Annotated in this window: 17 protein-coding genes; 8 read left to right on the top strand and 9 right to left on the bottom strand. The window is 53.9% G+C overall.

Annotated features, from left to right (window positions below; translation table 11 throughout):
• Window positions 1-10 precede the first annotated feature (10 nt).
• Window positions 11-1,003, bottom strand: a complete 993-nt coding sequence (locus tag TURPA_RS12490; protein ID WP_014803666.1) for an inorganic phosphate transporter — start codon at window positions 1,001-1,003, stop codon at window positions 11-13.
• On the bottom strand, window positions 1,000-1,647 hold the full coding sequence (locus tag TURPA_RS12485; protein ID WP_014803665.1) for a DUF47 domain-containing protein: 648 nt from the start codon (window positions 1,645-1,647) through the stop codon (window positions 1,000-1,002). The genes TURPA_RS12490 and TURPA_RS12485 overlap by 4 nt, the downstream gene beginning before the upstream one ends.
• A gap of 112 nt (window positions 1,648-1,759) precedes the next feature.
• Between TURPA_RS12485 and hisB the strand changes: the two genes are divergently transcribed.
• Genes hisB through TURPA_RS12470 form a run of 3 tightly spaced genes read left to right on the top strand, consistent with a single transcriptional unit; the run spans window position 1,760 to window position 3,747 of the window.
• Entirely contained in the window at window positions 1,760-2,362 is a 603-nt protein-coding gene (gene hisB, locus TURPA_RS12480; RefSeq protein WP_014803664.1) for an imidazoleglycerol-phosphate dehydratase HisB, read from the top strand.
• Between the two features lie 24 nt (window positions 2,363-2,386).
• On the top strand, window positions 2,387-3,010 hold the full coding sequence (hisH, locus tag TURPA_RS12475; RefSeq protein WP_041949309.1) for an imidazole glycerol phosphate synthase subunit HisH: 624 nt from the start codon (window positions 2,387-2,389) through the stop codon (window positions 3,008-3,010).
• Window positions 3,007-3,747 carry a 1-(5-phosphoribosyl)-5-[(5-phosphoribosylamino)methylideneamino]imidazole-4-carboxamide isomerase gene (locus tag TURPA_RS12470; protein ID WP_014803662.1) on the top strand — a complete coding sequence of 247 codons (741 nt, stop codon included), beginning with the start codon at window positions 3,007-3,009 and terminating at the stop codon, window positions 3,745-3,747. The genes hisH and TURPA_RS12470 overlap by 4 nt, the downstream gene beginning before the upstream one ends.
• Here the strand turns inward: TURPA_RS12470 and TURPA_RS12465 are convergent.
• From TURPA_RS12465 to cutA, 3 genes are read right to left on the bottom strand one after another with little or no spacing between them, the layout of a single operon-like run.
• The gene (locus TURPA_RS12465; RefSeq protein WP_014803661.1) at window positions 3,735-4,526 is read right to left on the bottom strand and encodes a hypothetical protein; all 792 of its coding nucleotides are present in this window, start codon (window positions 4,524-4,526) and stop codon (window positions 3,735-3,737) included. The genes TURPA_RS12470 and TURPA_RS12465 overlap by 13 nt on opposite strands.
• A gap of 24 nt (window positions 4,527-4,550) precedes the next feature.
• Window positions 4,551-5,435 (bottom strand): histone deacetylase family protein, encoded by an 885-nt coding sequence (locus tag TURPA_RS12460; protein ID WP_014803660.1) that lies wholly within the window; start codon window positions 5,433-5,435, stop codon window positions 4,551-4,553.
• Entirely contained in the window at window positions 5,432-5,752 is a 321-nt protein-coding gene (gene cutA, locus TURPA_RS12455) for a divalent-cation tolerance protein CutA (RefSeq protein WP_014803659.1), read from the bottom strand. The genes TURPA_RS12460 and cutA overlap by 4 nt, the downstream gene beginning before the upstream one ends.
• Before the next feature lie 156 nt (window positions 5,753-5,908).
• Between cutA and thrB the strand changes: the two genes are divergently transcribed.
• The 3 genes from thrB (at window position 5,909) to TURPA_RS12440 (ending at window position 8,907) form a co-directional block, all read left to right on the top strand.
• Window positions 5,909-6,883 carry a homoserine kinase gene (thrB, locus tag TURPA_RS12450; protein ID WP_157210486.1) on the top strand — a complete coding sequence of 325 codons (975 nt, stop codon included), beginning with the start codon at window positions 5,909-5,911 and terminating at the stop codon, window positions 6,881-6,883.
• A 94-nt stretch (window positions 6,884-6,977) separates the two neighbouring features.
• Window positions 6,978-7,790, top strand: a complete 813-nt coding sequence (locus TURPA_RS12445; RefSeq protein ID WP_014803657.1) for an aldolase/citrate lyase family protein — start codon at window positions 6,978-6,980, stop codon at window positions 7,788-7,790.
• 58 nt (window positions 7,791-7,848) lie between these two features.
• Window positions 7,849-8,907, top strand: a complete 1,059-nt coding sequence (locus TURPA_RS12440) for an NAD(P)/FAD-dependent oxidoreductase (RefSeq protein ID WP_014803656.1) — start codon at window positions 7,849-7,851, stop codon at window positions 8,905-8,907.
• A gap of 66 nt (window positions 8,908-8,973) precedes the next feature.
• Here the strand turns inward: TURPA_RS12440 and TURPA_RS12435 are convergent, their stop codons facing one another.
• The 4 genes from TURPA_RS12435 to TURPA_RS21905 form a co-directional block, all read right to left on the bottom strand.
• The gene (locus TURPA_RS12435) at window positions 8,974-9,897 is read right to left on the bottom strand and encodes a hypothetical protein (protein ID WP_014803655.1); all 924 of its coding nucleotides are present in this window, start codon (window positions 9,895-9,897) and stop codon (window positions 8,974-8,976) included.
• A gap of 36 nt (window positions 9,898-9,933) precedes the next feature.
• Window positions 9,934-12,603 carry an efflux RND transporter permease subunit gene (locus TURPA_RS12430; RefSeq protein WP_014803654.1) on the bottom strand — a complete coding sequence of 890 codons (2,670 nt, stop codon included), beginning with the start codon at window positions 12,601-12,603 and terminating at the stop codon, window positions 9,934-9,936.
• Window position 12,604: 1 nt separating this feature from the next.
• Window positions 12,605-14,992 (bottom strand): acyl-CoA dehydrogenase family protein, encoded by a 2,388-nt coding sequence (locus TURPA_RS24010; protein WP_245536789.1) that lies wholly within the window; start codon window positions 14,990-14,992, stop codon window positions 12,605-12,607.
• Between the two features lie 107 nt (window positions 14,993-15,099).
• On the bottom strand, window positions 15,100-15,510 hold the full coding sequence (locus TURPA_RS21905) for a hypothetical protein (protein WP_014803652.1): 411 nt from the start codon (window positions 15,508-15,510) through the stop codon (window positions 15,100-15,102).
• Between the two features lie 122 nt (window positions 15,511-15,632).
• On the opposite strand from TURPA_RS21905, the gene TURPA_RS12410 reads away from it, so the two are divergent.
• Together TURPA_RS12410 and TURPA_RS22565 are read left to right on the top strand one after the other, a co-directional pair.
• A complete protein-coding gene (locus tag TURPA_RS12410) occupies window positions 15,633-16,310 on the top strand; it encodes a DsbA family protein (protein ID WP_014803651.1) in 678 nt (225 codons plus the stop codon).
• A complete protein-coding gene (locus TURPA_RS22565) occupies window positions 16,304-16,939 on the top strand; it encodes a transposase (RefSeq protein WP_014803650.1) in 636 nt (211 codons plus the stop codon). The genes TURPA_RS12410 and TURPA_RS22565 overlap by 7 nt, the downstream gene beginning before the upstream one ends.
• The last annotated feature ends 315 nt before the right edge of the window (window positions 16,940-17,254 follow it).

Genomic DNA, 17,254 nt, shown 5'->3' with positions numbered 1-17,254 from the left:
TACGAGATCGTCAGGGTACAAAAAGGTGTATCAGGTGATAAAACCCGAGCGCGAACACAGCGCTTATGGGTATCGTGATGATCCAAGCCCAGAAAAGTTTCACCGTCACTCCCCAGCGCACGGCGCTGATGCGCTTGGCAAGCCCTACGCCAATAATGCTGCCGGTAATAGTGTGCGTCGTGCTAACCGGTATGCCCAAAGACCCCGTGGCGAACAGCGTTACGGCTCCGGCAGCCTCTGAGGCAACGCCTTCAAAAGCAGTGAGTTTTGTGATTTTCGAGCCCATCGTCTTCACAATTCTCCATCCGCCAAAGAGCGTACCCGAACCGATAGCGACATAGCATGCGACAACCACCCATTGCGGCAATTCAGCAAGACTCTTGATGTTACCGTTCACGAGCATCGCGGCGCCGATGATACCCATAACCTTCTGTGCGTCGTTACCGCCATGCCCCAGGGAGAAAGCCGCGGATGAAATCAGCTGCAGACGCCTGAACCATTTTTCGGCCTTCTGCGGGTGCGAGTTTTTGCAGATGTGCAGCATGACGATCGAATTAAAGTACGAAACGACCATTCCGATAAAGGGCGCCGCGACAATAAAGAGCAGAATCGGCCAGATCTTCGCCATCTTGACCACAGAAAAACCGGCGTGCGCCATGGCCCCACCGGCAAAGCCACCGATGAGAGTGTGCGACGAACTCGAAGGTATGCCAAAATACCAGGTGATGAGATTCCAGGTGATCGCGGCGAGAAGCCCAGCCATGATAACATAAAGCGTGATAGCGCTCGTGTCGACAGTTTTTGAAACGGTATCGGCGACGTGCAAATGAAAAATGTAGAAAGCGAGAAAGTTGAAAAAGGCTGCCCAAAAGACCGCCTGCAGCGGCGTTAGAACCCGTGTCGATACAATTGTCGCAATCGAATTGGCAGCATCATGAAAGCCGTTGATAAAATCAAAGACCAGCGCAAGAATGACAACGGCAACGAAGAGGTCGAGCGTCATGAATATTTGATCAGAATTGTTTCGATTACGTTCGCCACATCTTCGCAGCGGTCGGTCGCGGTTTCAAGCGTCGCGAGCAGCTCTTTCATCTTGATGAGCTCGATCGCGTCTTTTTCATGAACAAATAAATACTCAATCGCCTCATTAAATATAGCGTCAGCCGCGTTCTCAAGGCTGTGCACTTTCACCAGCGACTCACCGATTTTTTTATGGTTCTTGAGATCCATCAGCAGGTCGATGGTACCGGCGAGCTCTTGAATACCGTCACGCAAGATATTTGCGAGCTTGGTGACCGCAGACGGAAAAGTGCCGATATGGTAGAGACGCATGCGGGCAGCTGCCCCCTGAATGTAGTCGGCAATATCGTCGATCGATGCGGCAAGCGCGTGCACATCTTCGCGGTCGAAAGGAGTAATAAAGGTTCGGCTGAGTTCGACAAAAATGGTGTGCGTGATTTCGTCGCCGACATTCTCTAGCCGGTCGATCTCTTCGACGAGCTTCGTGCGCTCGGCAGCGTTGTCTTTGGCAACCAAATCGCACAGAACCTTACCCATGACGATCAGGTTGTCGGTATCTTGTTTGAAAAGGGGAAAGAACGTGCGGTCTTTCGGAGTCAGAAATTTGAAAATGCTGGTCAGTGACATAAGAACCTCGGTAGACCTGAGCAGAAAGACTGCCAATACGAAAAGTATTAAACGGGCCTAAACCGTTTCGCGTTTGACAGCCTGTTTTTGTTCGGGGGCCAATCGGCCCAGAGTGTCCCGCACCGCCCGAATAGAACGCAAAACGCACGAAACCGATATCACCATGGCGCTGAACCTCGACGGCAGCGCCCGCATGACCGGCAGTAACCCCATTCCCTTTTTCGAGCACATGCTCGGCCACATCGTGAAATATAGTATGATCGACCTTGAGCTTACCCTCAAGGGCGATATTGAGATCGACTGCCACCATTCAGTCGAAGACACAGCGATTGTCATGGGCCAGGCGCTGACCGCAGCCCTCGGCAATAAAGCGGGCATTTTTCGCTACGGTTCGTTTACGCTGCCTATGGATGAAGTGCTCACCACGGTCACGATCGACCTTTCGGGCCGCCCCTATTTCGTCTACCGCGGCGAACCGCTGAAACCCATGGGAAAATTCGGCATCTATGATTCTGAACTGACGCTCGAATTTCTGCACAAACTCTCTATTCACGCCGCGATGAACCTGCATGTTCAGGTGCACTATGGTGATAACCGCCACCATATTCACGAATCGATCTTCAAGGCGCTCGGCTTTGCGCTGCGCCAGGCGGTTGCGGTCGATGCGCGCCGGGCGGGTGAGATTCCGTCGACAAAGGGGAGTTTGCTCGGGTAGCCAATGCTACGCCTCGGCTACCCGATGAGTAAGAATCCGCGTATTGCGCTTCTCGACTATGGCATGGGCAATATTCGCTCACTGCAAAAGGCATTCGAGCATTTGGGCGCAACTGCTAAGGTGACGGGTGACCCGCGCGAGGTTGAGGCTGCAGACGTGCTGCTGCTGCCCGGTGACGGGGCATTTGTGCGGGCGATGGATAACCTTCGGTCACGTGGCCTTATCGATGCCATCTATGGCGCGCACCAAAAGCAGAAGATTATCTTCGGCATCTGTATCGGTTTTCAACTTCTGTTCGAATCATCGACTGAATTCACCGGAGCAAAAGGTTTAGGCCTCGTAAAAGGAGCTATCACGCGTCTTGAAAAGAATGCCGAAGCACCCGCGATACCGCATATCGGCTGGACGACCACAGAATTCAAAGCAAAGAGCCGGCTGGGGCGGGGTATACATCCCCATTCGATGTTTTATTATGTGCACAGTTATGCGCACCGTGCAGAACATATGTATGCCAAGGCGACGACTTCTTACGGGCAGATGTTCACCTCGGTGCTTGAACACGAGAATCTTTTCGCGGCGCAGTTTCACCCTGAAAAATCTCACAACGCAGGCTTGAAGCTGCTCGCCAATTTTCTTGAGGCTCTATGAAACTGATTCCCGCGCTCGACATACTCGGGGGCAAAGTCGTGCGCCTCAAACAAGGTGACTATGATCAGGTAACGGTTTACCATGAGAGACCGATTGATCTCGCGTGGTATCTCGCCGACCATGGTGCCGAGCGCCTGCATCTCGTTGACTTGCAAGGTTCTAAAGAGGGCAAAATCTGCGAAGGCAAACTCTTCACCGAAATTCGCCGCACGGTAAATATTCCCTGTGAAGTCGGCGGCGGTATTCGCAGCAAAGACGACTTTTCATTCTACTTCGATAATGGTTTTACTCTGGCGAAAGATTTCGTAATGGTAGGTTCGCTGCCCTTTCTCGACCGCCCGGCATTCGACACAATCGCGGCAGAATTCAGCAGCTCTCTGCTCATGACCGTCGATGCATGGGGCGATGAGGTTAAGCACTCTGGCTGGCTCAAAGATTCGGGCTACAAGGTTGAGACGCTGATTCAAGAGATGTCTGCGTTGGGTGTGAAGAATTTTCTCGTGACGCAGATACGCAAAGATGGCATGATGCAGGGGCCTGATTTCGAGCTCTATGAGCGCCTGCTGCTGGCTTTTCCGTCGGTAAATCTCATCGCCTCGGGCGGCGTCAGCTCCATCGACGACCTCGAGGCGCTGCAGCGCCTTAAGCTCTATGGCGCAATCGTGGGAAAAGCCTATTACGAGGGCAAAGTTACCGCGCAGATGATACGGGAATTTCGCCTGCGTCACGCTCTTTGAAGCGTAAAACTGAATTCGCGCATCTTGCGTTCGACGTCTTTGTGGTAACGCTCGTCGAAGATCGCCTCGGCGTAGGGTTTGTGCGTAAAAATCAGCATTTCTGAGCCGTGCCATTCCATCGCTTCACCCTTTTTGTTGCGTACCCTGCCCTCGCTGAGTGCGCGTGAAATTTCGCGCGCGCCATACGGGCGTAAGTCGCGTATCAGCGCCCTGAAAAATGCCTCGCGTGCGGGGTCATAAAACTGGAATGCGCGATGAAACAAGAGCGCATCATGAAAGTATTCGGGTATATTAAAGCCGCCATAGGCGTGCGTCGCCACGACAAGATCGCGCAGAAAATGGTCTATACGATTAAAGATGCCGAGGCCTGCGACATCTTGCCCGGGAAAAAGGCCGCGCGCGCCGGCGTCGGGTTTCAGCACATGGCGCGACTGCATCCAGTCGATAAAGAGCAGGCGCGTCGCCGGCATTAGCGGGTGCCGATGCAACTTAAAGAACGAGAGCCTAAGCCGCATGTGCAGAATCTTTTCATTTTTGTAGAGCAGATAGAACCGGTGATCGCGTTCGGTGAGAAATTCGATCTCGAGTTTTACCGGGTAATAACCCCGGTTCTTTACCTCGGCAATTATTTGCGATTTTTCGAGCGCCTGCCACAACTCGGCTTCGGTGAGCGTCGAAAGAAATCGGGATTTGCCGTCGTTAAAATGTGTCGCACCCTGCAGCTCATCGGCGAAATCGATCTCTTCAAGATCTTGAAAGTCGAAACGTTTCTCTGACATGGTGCCCGACCGTGCTACGCGCGGTTACTGCCTCCCATGCATAATCTTGATCGTCTGCGCATGCAACGCGACTGTTTCAGCGATATTGCGTGCATAACCGCCGGCCGGCAATACCACCTTGGGCACCTCGGGCAAAAAATCGCGCACGGCTGCGTCGCGCGCCGCGATGCCGTCAAAGCTGAGCTGCAGACCGCCGAGCGCGTCGTCACGGTAGATATCCACACCGGCGACATAGAAAATCAGGTCGGGAAAAAATGCTGCTTTGAGTTTGTCGAGATTCTCGGCCAACAGCCGCAGGTATTCTGCGTCACCGAGGTGCGACGGCAGTTCAACGTCGTGACTGCCCGTCTCTTTTACCGGGTAATTTTCTTTCTCGTGCATCGAGAACGTATAAGAGTTTTCGTCGCCCTGCAGAAGTTTTGCCGTGCCGTTACCCTGGTGCACATCAAGGTCGATAACGGCTACCTTAAGGCCCGGCCGTGTCTTGCGCAGAGCGCGAATAGCCAGCACCGTGTCGTTGACGAAACAAAAACCCTCGGCGTGGTCGGCAAATGCGTGGTGAAAGCCCCCGCTCAGATTCGAAGCAACGCCGTGTTTGAGCGCGAGCTCAGCAGCGAGAATCGTGCCGCCCGCTGCGGTGCAGACGGCGTTGACGATGCGCTCGTCGATCGGTATTTCGGCGCGCTGCGTCTGCTCGGTGAGGCGCGCCCCGAGAAAGTCTTTCAGATAGCGCTCGGTGTGCACGAGCAGCAACTGCTCTTTGGTCGCCGCTACGGGTTCGTTCCAGTTCCAGCGGCTGAACTTGAGCGCGTCGTAAAGCTGGCGGTATTTGCCAGCTGATATGACATGCGTGTAATCACTCAGATCGTAGATCGGCGAATAGACGAGTTCAGCGCTCTTGCGGCTCACGGCTTATTGCGGCAGAATTCGCGAAACTTCTCGCTGCCAAACGATGCGCTGATGGTCGTGAGCTCTGGTATCTTATATGGGTGGCGGTGCATGATATAATCTTCGATCTTGTTGTAGTTCTCGCGCTTCGCCTTTATGATGATTTTCACCTCTTCGTCGAGGTTGATCTTTCCCTCCCACCTGTAGAGCAGGGTGGTACCGGGAAAAAGCGTACCGCTAATGATGAGTTCTGATTCGAGCATGTTCGTAATGAGCTCTTCGGCCACATCGCTGTCGTTGATTGCGGTAAAAATGATGATCTCGTTGCTTTCGGCCATAGAAGCTCTCGAATAAGACCGAGGCCTGCGGGGTCAACTGCTTTGAAGAGTGGTGCGACTACACGAAAACTCACCTGTTTTAAGAAAGAAGCGCATTCTCGTTTAGCAGCTCAGCAACCGGCTTGTCGCGGGATGCCGCATTTGAGATTTGTGCCGGTGTCGCTGCGCATCTCAGTACCTGCAAGCACCGCCAATCTCGGGCCCGGTTTTGATATCTGGGGCATGGCCCTCAATCTCAGAAATGAATTTGTCTGCGACAGGGCAGACCGTAAAGACGGCAGCATCAGGCTGAGTTTTCTTGCCGGTGATACCGGCGTCGTTTCGGCGGGTTCACTGCCGAAGAAAGTCGAAGCCGACAACCTCTTTGTCAGGGTCTACAACTACCTCATGAAGAAGGCCGGGCAGCCCCCCATCGCCTACGACGTGCGCATTATCGTCAACGTGCCATTCAGCCGCGGCCTTGGCTCGTCGAGTACTGCAATTCTGGCAGGGCTGACACTCGCGAACGAGACGCTGCGCCGCGAGCACAGCATGGCGTACCGCATCGAGCAGCTGCTCGATTTTGCGCTCGAATTTGAACCACACCCCGATAACCTCACCGCCGCAATCTATGGCGGCTGGAACCTCTGCCTGCCAGGCAACCAGCCGGCTGAAAGCGGCCCCGCATTTCTGCGCGTGCCTCTCAAAATCAGGGCGCCGGTCAAAATAGCGGGGATTATCCCCGATCTGAAACTGGAAACCCGCGATTCGCGGCAGCTGATTCCCGTCAGTATATCACGCGCCGATCTGGTTTTTCAGACCTCTCGTGTCGCAGCGCTCGTGTACCTGCTGCAGCAAGAGAGCCTTGCGCAGAGCGATGCTTTTGCCTTTCGGGCAGCCATAGAAGACCGCATGCATACCTCGCAGCGCGCCCATCTCGTGCCTGGCATGTTCGAGGTCTTTGAAGACTGGTACCGCGACGGCGCTTATGCCTGCTTCTTATCGGGCGCAGGGTCGACTTTGCTCGCTTTCTGGCCCCAGCAGGCAGATATCTCAGCCCTCGACCTGACAAAACGCCTGCGCGAAAAGAAGATTGCGGCAGTACAGCGCGAGTTTCAGATTGATATGAATGGCCTCATGGTTCTTGCCTGAGCGACCAAGCGTGAAATCACGCGACCGGGTTTGCGAATAAGCACTTCAACGAAATAGGCCTTCAGCGTTTTTGAGAACACTCCGATAAACAAACATGCGGCATAATCCCGAATTGATCGCAAACCTGCGCGCCCGGCTTCTGCAGTTAAAGCACCAGAACCACATTGTGGCGCTCAAAACCGGCACCGAAGTCGAAGACATGGATGCCGATGAAATCGCGCTCATGCGCGAAATTACCCGCCAGGTAAACGGACAAATTATGCCGCTGGTGGTCAAAATCGGCGGTCCCGAAGCGCGCCGCGATATACGGGAATGTCTGGCGATCGGCGTTGACGTGATTCTTGCCCCTATGGTCGAAACCGTCTATGCGCTGGTCAATTTTGTCGAAACGGCAGAGGCTATCATGCGCGAAACCAAGACGCAGGCAAAACTCGCAATGAACCTCGAAACCGCCACGGCAGTTAGTCACCTCGATGCAATGATTGCTACAGAAGCCTTTCGCCGCCTGGCACAGGTAACAATTGGCCGCGGCGACCTCTCGAAGAGTATGAACCTCTCGGTAGACGACGAAGAGGTGCTGCGCACCACACGCAATGTTCTTACAAAGCTTAACCGCCAGGGCAAAATGACTTCAGTAGGCGGAGGTCTCAGCGTTCACAATATTGCCAACATGTCAGAAATTCTGCCCTCTGCAAGGTTTAACACGCGCCATGTGGCGTTGAATAACACAGCCGAATTCGCCCGCGACGCGGCCCGCAACCTGACCGAAGCCCTGCATTTTGAACAGTCGATGTACGACGCGTTTGCCGTGATGAACCCTGCGCGTGCGGGCTTCTACGCAGATCGAAACCGCCAGCTTGAAGAAAGGCTTCCCATCCTGAGAATCAGCCGCACAGCGGCGATGTGATATCTCTGGGGCGGTACGCCCTCTTCTCTCTAACACTTCAGTTTCAACCGGGGTCGTCTTGTCTCAGAAACCACAACTGAAGATTGCGATCGTTGGTGGCGGCTATGCAGGTCTTGCTGCAGCTATTGAGCTCAAGGCTCAGGGCTTCGGCGGTTCAGCGACGGTGTTCGATGCGCGAAGTTTTCACCAAAAGATTACGCAATGGCATAAACTTGCCCGGGGCGAACGCGCTGCGACGTACGAATTGCCATTCGCGCTGCTCAGCCGAAGATTTCACTTTAACTTTTCGCAGCGCCGGGTCGATGTCGTAAAGCTGCTCGCGGACCCTGAACGCGAACTCCGCGGCAAATTCTCGGCCATTATCATAGCGCAGGGTTCGCACAGCCCACCTGCGCCAACAGGCGTCTGGACACTCGATGCCCTGCGCGATGACGCAATCGTACAGACCGAAGTGCAAAACACCACCGGCAAAGTCATCACGATTGTCGGCGGCGGGCCGACGGGTGTACAGTTTGCTTTCGAATTTGCGGCGCGGGGCAACCGCGTAACTCTCTATGAAGCCCGTGATCGCCTGCTGCCTACATTTGACTATTCACTCGGGCAGACAGCAGAAGCGGAGGCCAGATCAGCAGGCATTGAGATCCGCCTGAATACAGAAATTACGCAAGTTGAGCACGAAACCGTGACAAGCCGCAGCGGTGCAACCGAATCGTCGCAGCGTGCAGACCATGTTCTGTTCGTGCCTGGCGTTCGCTCGACGCCGTCGATCACCTGTGATGTATCGGGGCGGGTTGAGAGCAACCAGCATCCGAATATTTTTGCCGCAGGCGATAGCAGCTATTTCAGCGGCCGCGGGCTCAATACCAAAAGCGCGCAAGCAGCGGTGCGAAAAGGCCAGCACGTTGCGCGCTCGGTTATCGCTGCTGCGATGCAAAGGCCTCTGCCTGAATACACCTATGGTGAGCTAGGTTACTTTGTTTCGCTCGGCCCCAATAACGCGGTCGGCTACCTGCTGTCGCAAAAAACGGCGTTTTCGGGCCGCGCGGCCCTGATGCTCAAAGAAGCCACCGAGAGGCAGTACAACCTGTATCTTGCTGGTCTGCCGGTATATCCTTAAAATTTTCCAGCGGGCTTCGGAGAAATTCCGCAAGCCTGCTTTACGCGTTTCTTTCAGAGAAAATTGCTACAGCACAAGTTCGCGAATATTCTTGCCGGTAATCGCTGCAACCTGTTCTGGCAATGCAGCTTTCTTGCCGAGCGCGCGCAGCCTGAATATGTGCGCATTTTTCTTACCGGTCAGCGAATTCAGAAAAATGCCGTGGAGTAATTTCAGAACTTCGGCATAGTTGCCCGTGGTGAGTTCGCGCCCTTTTTCGGCGCGGCTGAGCAGCAGATCGGCGAAGCCGAACCTCGAAAAGCCATGCGTGAAATAAACCGGCACTCCCTCGATTTCGTAAAAATTGAAACCGGTGACAAGGTGCGTGTTGAGCAACCGGTTTGCCGAAAGGTAATTGGCGAGCCCCGCCCTCACCCCGGTCGGCGGCACAAAAAGAAAGAGGTCAGGGTCGACGATGCCGGCAAAATGTTTCGGGTCAAGAAACGCGGCGACGCTGTAGGCCATCAGCAGCGCCTCGATCTTCTCGAGCGCCGATTTTTTCTTCAGCGGTACCACAAAACGAATAAACGCCTTCTGTGAAAGCGCCCGGCTTTTTTCGCCATCTTCATAGGGCGAAAACGCAATCGCGGTGCGGGTCGCATCAGAAATGTTTCCCTGATACGCTTCGAACCAGACGTCGGCGATGGCTTTGCTGCCGAACGGCTTTTGTACAAAGCCGCGAATGGAGCTATTAGTCGCCGAGCGCGGCCCGAGCTTTAATGTCGTATCGATGCCCCAGAGAGTTCGCAGGTGGCGCAAAAGGTTGATGCTGTTGTATGCAGGTGCCTTATCATAGAGCGCCCATATCTCGGCCTTCTCTGCCGGCGCAGCGGGTTTTGCTTTGCCCTTACCGGGCTTTTCACCCGGATAAATGCCGTGTAGAAAGATATTCTCGAAAGCCTTATCTTCGAAGACCGCGTCTTGCGGAAAAACCTTTTGCGCAGCTAACATTTCTCCGCTTCGTGAACGGCAGCTGCGGCGCAAACCCTATTGAGCCTTGCGCTTTACGGCCTTTTTGGGTTTGCCAGCCGCCTTTTTCGCAGGCTTCTTCTTCGCCTGGGCTTTGGGCTTCACTGGTTTTGCCTCATGCTTCGCTGCCGCTGGCAAAGCTGCTGCAGGGCCTGTCGCAGCCAGGTGTTTGAGACGGTCTTCGCGCATGCCTAAGTAAGCAGGCATGAACACCAATGCAAAGACGAGGCAGCTGATTTCACCGATTACCGCCATAAGACCAAAAGACGCCATAGCCTGGTTCTTGGCCCATAGCATAGAACCATAACCAATAATCGTGGTCCATGAGCAGAGAAACACCGCTGACCCTGTGCTCGCGACTGCGTCGCTGATCGAGCGCTTGTGATCAACCTTATAACGATAATAGATATTGATCGCATAGTCGACACCGATACCAATGGTGATGGGTATGGTAATGAAGTTGAAGAAGTTGAGCTTCACTTCGAAAAACTGCAGAGCAGCGATAAAGGCAAACATGCCAAAGGCGAGAAAGCCATAGACGAACAATGATTCGCCGAGTTTACGAAAGCCAAAACCGATCAGCAATCCGACGGCGAGAAAGCAGATTACCGTGACGAATGGCCCCTCTTTTGACACGTTTGCCAGAATATCGATGAAGATCATAGATTCGCTGGCGAATAAGACCTTGCCCTTTTCGAGCGATGCACCCGGCGCGAGTGTGACTGTGCTGCTGATTTCATTGCCAATCTTGATAATATCGAGAATGTTTGAAAGCACTGCGTCGTTGTTGGCCGCCACAATGACGACGCGCCCAAGGGTGCCATCAACTTCGCGAAAGAACCGCAAAACCATTTCAGGTAACTCTTCAGTCTTAAACGGATCTTTCTTGAGCGCCTTAAGCGCCACAGTGCCCCACTCGCGCTCTTTGGGCGACATCATGCTCAGGTACTTGGGCAAGAACAGGCGGCGAAGGTCTTTGATAATCTCGAATTTTTCTTCTTGATTTTGCGGGTAAAACTGGTCTAGCCATCTTACCGAACTGATGAAGAGCGGCTTACCCGCTGCCTTTGCATCGGCGATTTTTTTCTCGAGAGCTTCACCCGCCTTGTGCGCATCTTCGCGGTCAAACGCGATCAGCATCGAGGCGTTAGAACCGTTGCCGAGAACCTGATGGACGCGGCGCAGGTAATAGTTTTCACTCCCAGCCCCCTCTGAGACTTTGATTGTCAGCTTTTTCAGATCATATTCAAAACGGTCTTTGCTGACATAGAGCATCGTGCCCAGAATCGATACCGGCACGAGGGCATACATGAAGTAGGTGAGAATCTTACGGTTGCGGTGAATAAGCGAAGCAAACTTGCGCGCATTGTCGCGCTGAATAAACTGTCTGATCTTATGGACATTCTGCGGACGCCATCTTTCAAACAGCACGATAAAACATGGCAGCATGACAGTGAGCGCCGCCCAGCAAATCACCATGCCGATGCCACCGATAAACCCAAACTGCGAGAACCCCCGAAAGGTTGTCACCGAAAGAATCGAATACGATATTGATGTGGCAAATGCCGCCATGAACGTTGCCGAAATTGTATAGAAAATCGAGCGGTTGAGCGCACGCTTCAGATGAACACCGTGACCACGTTCTTCGAGATAACGCGCCATTTGAATAAGCCCGAAGTTGATGCCATTACCGACGATAATCGATGCGAGAAACGCCGTCTGCTGGTTCAGGTAACCGATCTTGAAATAGGTCACGGCAAAGGTCACCAAAATGCCGACGAGAACACCGGCGCTCAGCATCGCCACCATGCGCATCGAGCGGTAATAGGCATAGATCGAAGCGAGAACCAGAAAGATCGTCAGCGCGGCGGTTTCGACTGTATCTTGCAGAACACTGGCAAAATTCTGCAGCAGCGAGACATACGTGCCGCTGAGGCCAACTTCCATTTTGGTGTGAAAGCCTTGAGGATTCAGAGCGTTTATGTCGGCCTGCAGCCGGTCGATGATCTTGCGCGCAAATTTCTGGTCTGCCGCATCGCCTGCGGGGCGAATGATCATCGCCATATTCTCCCCTGTGGCGTCGGTGAAGTAACCCTCTTTATTCACACCAAAGGGATTCTCAGACTTGTGTTTTTCGAATATTTTTTTCAGCACATTCTTGAATTGTGCATCGGGGTTACTCTCATCGAGGTCGAGCCCCACGGCGCTGAGCCGCGTCTTTTCAAGCCGCTTACGCAGAGAAGCCCGCAACTCTTTCAGCTCGTCGAGCGACAGGTAGTAAAACAGGTAGTCTTTGAAGAATTGTTCGGTATCTCTCGAATTAAAGTCAAAAAACTTTATCAGATCTTTCGGATATTTCTCGAGCAAAGCCGCATACGCATGAGCAAACTTCTTGTTTGCCTCAAAATCGGGAGAATTGATAGAGACAAAAATATTGCCTACACCCCCCGTGCGCCGGGTGGCCTCTTTGACATGCACAACGCTGCGGTCGTTTTCAGGCAAAAGAGTCGCAAAGTCGGTACGCACATCTTGAAAGAGTTTAAGAGTGAAAAAAAGCGAAACGAGCGAAACAGCCAGCACCCCGAGCAGAATTTTGCCCGGCGAATGGTAGATCGCCCACGAGAAGCCGATTTGGCGCTTTAACAGCGCCCGCCGCAGCTTCGATTGCTTTTTTTCTGGTAACTTCAATCTATACCTTCTTTGACTCAGACCTTGCCACGATGGATTTCATAATTTCTGAAGTGCCGCCGCCGATTTCAGCCAGCTTAATGTCACGGTAGAGGCGCGCCACCGGATAATCTTCAATATAACCTGCACCGCCGAAGACCTGCACTGCAAGGTTCGTCACCTCGCGCGCGTAAGTCGAGGCCATGAGTTTCAGCGAAGCAGTGCGCGCGGCGAGTTCGACGCGTTCGCCGTTGTGCATGTAGTGACTTTCATCACCCGCTTCGTCGAGCATCCACGCGGTTTCGTGCAACACCTGGCGCGCGGCCTCGTATTTGGTGATCATGTCAGAGATCATGAACGCCACAGCCTGGTGCTTAATGATCGGCTTGCCGAATGCCTTGCGCTCTTTCGCATATTTGCGGCAGTGTTGAATCGCCGCAGCCATGACGCCCACCGAATACGCGGCGAGAGCGAGGCGTTCACGGTTAAACGCCGACATGATAATTGCAAACCCGCGACCCGCGCGACCCAAGATCGCGTCTTCACCGACTTCAACTTCGTCGAAGAAAAGCTCACCCGTTGGCGAACCCTTGAGCCCCAGCTTATCCATCGGTTTACCGCGCGAAACACCTTTGGCGTGGGCGTCGACGATAAAGACGGTTTGGCCAGTGCGAATTTGTCCCCCCTCCGCCGCTGGCACCTCCCCCCGCTCGCGGGGGGAGGCCGGGAGGGGGGACTCAACGCGGGCGAGCACTAGCACATAATCGCAAATAGGCGCGTTTGTAATGTATGTCTTCGCTCCGCTAATGTAATACTTGCCGTTTTTGAAGACCGCCTTCGTCTGAATGTTCGCCACGTCTGAACCTGCGCCGGGTTCGGTAACCCCGAGCGCGCCGATTTTTTTGGTGCTGATGATGTCGGGCAGGTACTTGGCTTTTTGCGCGTCGGTGCCATGCTCTCTGAGCGGCAGACCGAAAAGGCCAACAGATGCGCCGACCGAGAAAAAGGTAGATCCGCATGCTTCGGCGAGCGCTTCTTGCATGTGCGTGATAAAATAGTACGAGCTATTCGAGCCGCCGTTCGCTTCTTCAAACATTGCGGATGTATAACCAACCTTATACAATTTCTCAAAGTGCGACCTGGGCACCTCGCCCTTCTTGTCGAGTTCGGCCGTGTGCGGTGCAATTTCTTTCTGGCAGAACTCGCGAAACTTATTGAACGCTTCTTTTTCGTCGCCTTCGAGGTCTGAGTCTATCCACAGCTCTTTCATGTTTGCCGAGATGATCGAGCGCATGACTTCTGAGGTGCCGGCGCCGAGCGTCGACAGGCGCGAGTCGCGGTAGGCCCGCTCAACGGGGTACTCATGGATAAAACAATAGCCGCCGAAAATCTGGCCGACGTCGTATGCAACTTCGACATTACTTTCGGTCGTATAGAGTTTGGCAATTGATGACTCTATCGGCGCGGGCAGGCCCTTGTCCTTTTTGATCGCGCTCTGGTAGATGAGAAGGCGCGCCGCGTCGAGTTTATAACGTGAGCGCGCAATTTTGTCTTGAATTGCCTGAAAGCGAATGATCGGCTCGCCGAACTGCTCGCGCTGTTTGGCGTAGAGTGTGCCGCCCTTGATGAGGCTGTTCATGCCGCCGAGGCCAGCGGCAACGAGCACGGTGCGCTCCCATTCGAGGGTGGCGCGGCCGACGCGCAGAAAGCCCGAGTTCTCTTCGCTGATCATGTTTTCGACCGGCACTTCCATGTCTTCAAAGATGAGTTCACTCGTGGTCGAGGTCTTCATGCCCATCTTGTTGAGTTTTTTGCCGACCGAAAAACCCTTGAAAGTTTTTTCGACGATAAAAACCGATACGCCGAACGCGCCCTTTTTCTTGTCGGTGACTGCCATGCACACGAACACGTCGCCGATCGGGCCATTCGTAATGAACATCTTGCTGCCGTTCAGAATATAACGGTCGCCTTTTCTGACCGCGCGCGTCTGCATTGAACCTGCCGCATCTGAACCTGACGAAGGTTCGGTAAGACCCAGCCCCGCAGTCCACTCGCCCGAGGCGAGCTTCGGCAAATATTTCTGTTTCTGTTCTTTGGTGCCCAGAAGCGCAATCGGCATTGTGCCAATGATAGCATGAGCTCCTAATGCTAAAGTCAAACCACCATCAGTTGAGCCCTCAGAAAACGCCTCGTGCGCGACAGAGGTCATGAGGCATGACGCACCGCTGCCGCCGTATTCTTCAGGCACCGACAGCCCCAAGAGGCCTATATCCGCCATTTTTTTCCAGAGAGTATGGTCCCACGTGCCTTCGAGGTCGCGCTTCTCGACTGAGGGGCGTATTTCGCGCACCGCAAAGTCATAGACCATATTGCGGTATTCCATCACGTCGTCGGGGAGTCGGTATTTCATGTTGCCGCGGCCTGCGGACGATTCCGTATTCTTAGCTGTCATGTCGCCAAAAACGGAATTCAATATCGCGAGACAAGAAGAATGATATTGTAGCAAACGCTACAGTGCTAAGTTTCGCGCCGCTGTGCCAGCACACGGTCAATGAAGAACGCTGCCGTCGTCTCGAAGATGCCAAAGACAAAGTAGAGGTTCTGTATCCAGGCGCCGCCGCCGATCAAGGTGACCTGCACGAAGATCCAGATGATGAGGCCAAGGCCGAAAATGCCACCGACAATGCCCGCGTGGCGGTGCCGCCTCAGCGTGAGGTAACCGGCAATTGCCTGGCCCACGCCGTTCACAGTGAACAAAATAATTCCCGGCAGCAGAAAATTGCCGAACGGGGTCGCCCTGAGCATTTCGGGGGGTGTCTGCAAAAGTCGCCCCGAAGGTTCTAGAATAAACATTGCTCCCGCGGCGAGCGCGCCAAGCGCAACGAAGAACTGCAATATACCTTGCACCCCAAACATCCAGCGGACCATGGCAAAACCTGATGCACGGGCAACTGCCGTCGAGCGTATTTTGTCGTATGCGGATTTACCCCGAAATAATTCTGCATGGTGTTTTCGAGTGACACCCTAATTCAGAATGGTTCTCTTCGCCCATGGCAGGGCTGCGCCGACTCTACTATTTCGCCGACCCGATGTGCTCGTGGTGCTACGGTTTCGCGCCCGTGTTCGACAGGCTGCGTGCTGCCTATGCGCGCGATCTCGATATTCGCCTCGTGATGGGGGGATTACGCCCCGGCACGCTGGCAGAACCGATGACGCCGGCACGCGCGCGGCTCATGCGCCAGCATTGGCGCGAGGTCGCGAAAATGACCGGGCAACCCTTTGAAGACGATATCTTCAAACGCGATGATTTTGTCTACGACACAGAACCCGCCGCGAAAGCCGTGATCGTGATGGAACGCCTCGCACCCGAACACGCTTATGACTATTACCACGAGATTCAGCGCGGCTTTTATGCTCACAGTCAAGACATCACCTCGGCAGAGGTTCTCGCCAACTTCGCGCGGCGCTTTGGCGTCAGCGCCACCGATTTCGCGGCGGCGTTTACAGGCGAAGAAGCGCACAAAGAAACCTGGGGCCAGTTCACCTTCAGTGCAAGTCTAGGCGTGAAGGGTTTTCCCGCGCTCGTGCTCGAAGAAGACGGCCAGTTCATGCTGGTGATGCGCGGTTATCAGCCGTTTGAAGAGATCAGCGTGACGCTCGCGAAGGTGCTCAAAGGTGCAGCAGGTCATAACGAGGGAGATGCCTGCGACGTTGGCGGGGAGTGCTGAGGCGTAATCGTAAATCCATTCGTCTGAAAGGCTACGATTATTCGCAGCCTGGGCATTATTTCATCACCATCTGCACGCACCAACGTGCGCATTTGTTTGGTGGTGTTCGCGGTGGCAAAATGGTTTTGAACGCGATGGGCAGCGTTGCAGATGCATGTTGGCAGGCAATTCCCAACCATTACCCCCACGTGCGGTTGGATGAATTTGTCATCATGCCGAATCATGTGCATGGGGTTGTCGTAATCGATGGTGATGACGCGGTACCACAAACAAACGCGGTAGGGGCAAAAACGGACGTGGTAGGGGCAAAAACGGACGTGGTAGGGGCACAAACGGACGTGGTAGGGGCACAAAATTTTGTGCCCCTACGCGTATCCGGGAAATCCGCCCAATTTGGTAAAATTATTTCCCGATCCATTTCAACCATCGTTCGCGGTTTTAAAACCGGTGTCACCAAATGGGCGCGCAACAACACCGATCAGCATATCATTTGGCAACGCAATTATTACGAACATATCGTGCGCGATGCAGATGCGCTGCATCGCATTCGCCAATATATTCGCAACAACCCGTCGCAATGGATTAACGATGACAATTTTCATATCGATCGATTCGACGTACCAGTGTAGCAGCTGCGCCATGGCTTTCGCGTCAAACGCTTGAATGAGGCCCCGGTAGCCGGCAAGAAAAGCTATAGGACGATTCCCCCACTTTGCATTGACGTTTTGTGACCGCAGCCGGCTATACACCCGCATCGATCGTTATGCCGAACCAGAATCCCGAACAGATTGCCCGCGATACGATTGATGCGCAGCTTGCGCGGGCGGGCAGATGCTCAGCACGGCGGCGGTTAACCTCAAAGCGGGGTTGGCAAATTTTCACGAGATTTTGGCGGGGATAACCCCTAGCAAATTTCATTAGACAAGGGTATAGTCAGCCTTACG

Source organism: Turneriella parva DSM 21527, from assembly GCF_000266885.1.
GTDB classification, from domain to species: Bacteria; Spirochaetota; Leptospiria; order Turneriellales; family Turneriellaceae; genus Turneriella; species Turneriella parva.
Note: the sequence above shows the minus strand (reverse complement) of the source record. Positions and strands in the feature narration are given on the sequence as shown.

Coding starts and splice junctions, on each gene's coding strand:
- TURPA_RS12485 (WP_014803665.1), bottom strand. CDS start 1,647: ATGTCACTGACCAGCATTTTCAAATTTCTGACTCCGAAAGACCGCACG.
- TURPA_RS24010 (WP_245536789.1), bottom strand. CDS start 14,992: ATGAAATACCGACTCCCCGACGACGTGATGGAATACCGCAATATGGTC.
- TURPA_RS21905 (WP_014803652.1), bottom strand. CDS start 15,510: ATGGTCCGCTGGATGTTTGGGGTGCAAGGTATATTGCAGTTCTTCGTT.
- TURPA_RS12435 (WP_014803655.1), bottom strand. CDS start 9,897: ATGTTAGCTGCGCAAAAGGTTTTTCCGCAAGACGCGGTCTTCGAAGAT.
- TURPA_RS12490 (WP_014803666.1), bottom strand. CDS start 1,003: ATGACGCTCGACCTCTTCGTTGCCGTTGTCATTCTTGCGCTGGTCTTT.
- hisH (WP_041949309.1), top strand. CDS start 2,387: ATGAGTAAGAATCCGCGTATTGCGCTTCTCGACTATGGCATGGGCAAT.
- TURPA_RS12445 (WP_014803657.1), top strand. CDS start 6,978: ATGCGGCATAATCCCGAATTGATCGCAAACCTGCGCGCCCGGCTTCTG.
- cutA (WP_014803659.1), bottom strand. CDS start 5,752: ATGGCCGAAAGCAACGAGATCATCATTTTTACCGCAATCAACGACAGC.
- TURPA_RS12410 (WP_014803651.1), top strand. CDS start 15,633: ATGGCAGGGCTGCGCCGACTCTACTATTTCGCCGACCCGATGTGCTCG.
- TURPA_RS12465 (WP_014803661.1), bottom strand. CDS start 4,526: ATGTCAGAGAAACGTTTCGACTTTCAAGATCTTGAAGAGATCGATTTC.
- TURPA_RS12470 (WP_014803662.1), top strand. CDS start 3,007: ATGAAACTGATTCCCGCGCTCGACATACTCGGGGGCAAAGTCGTGCGC.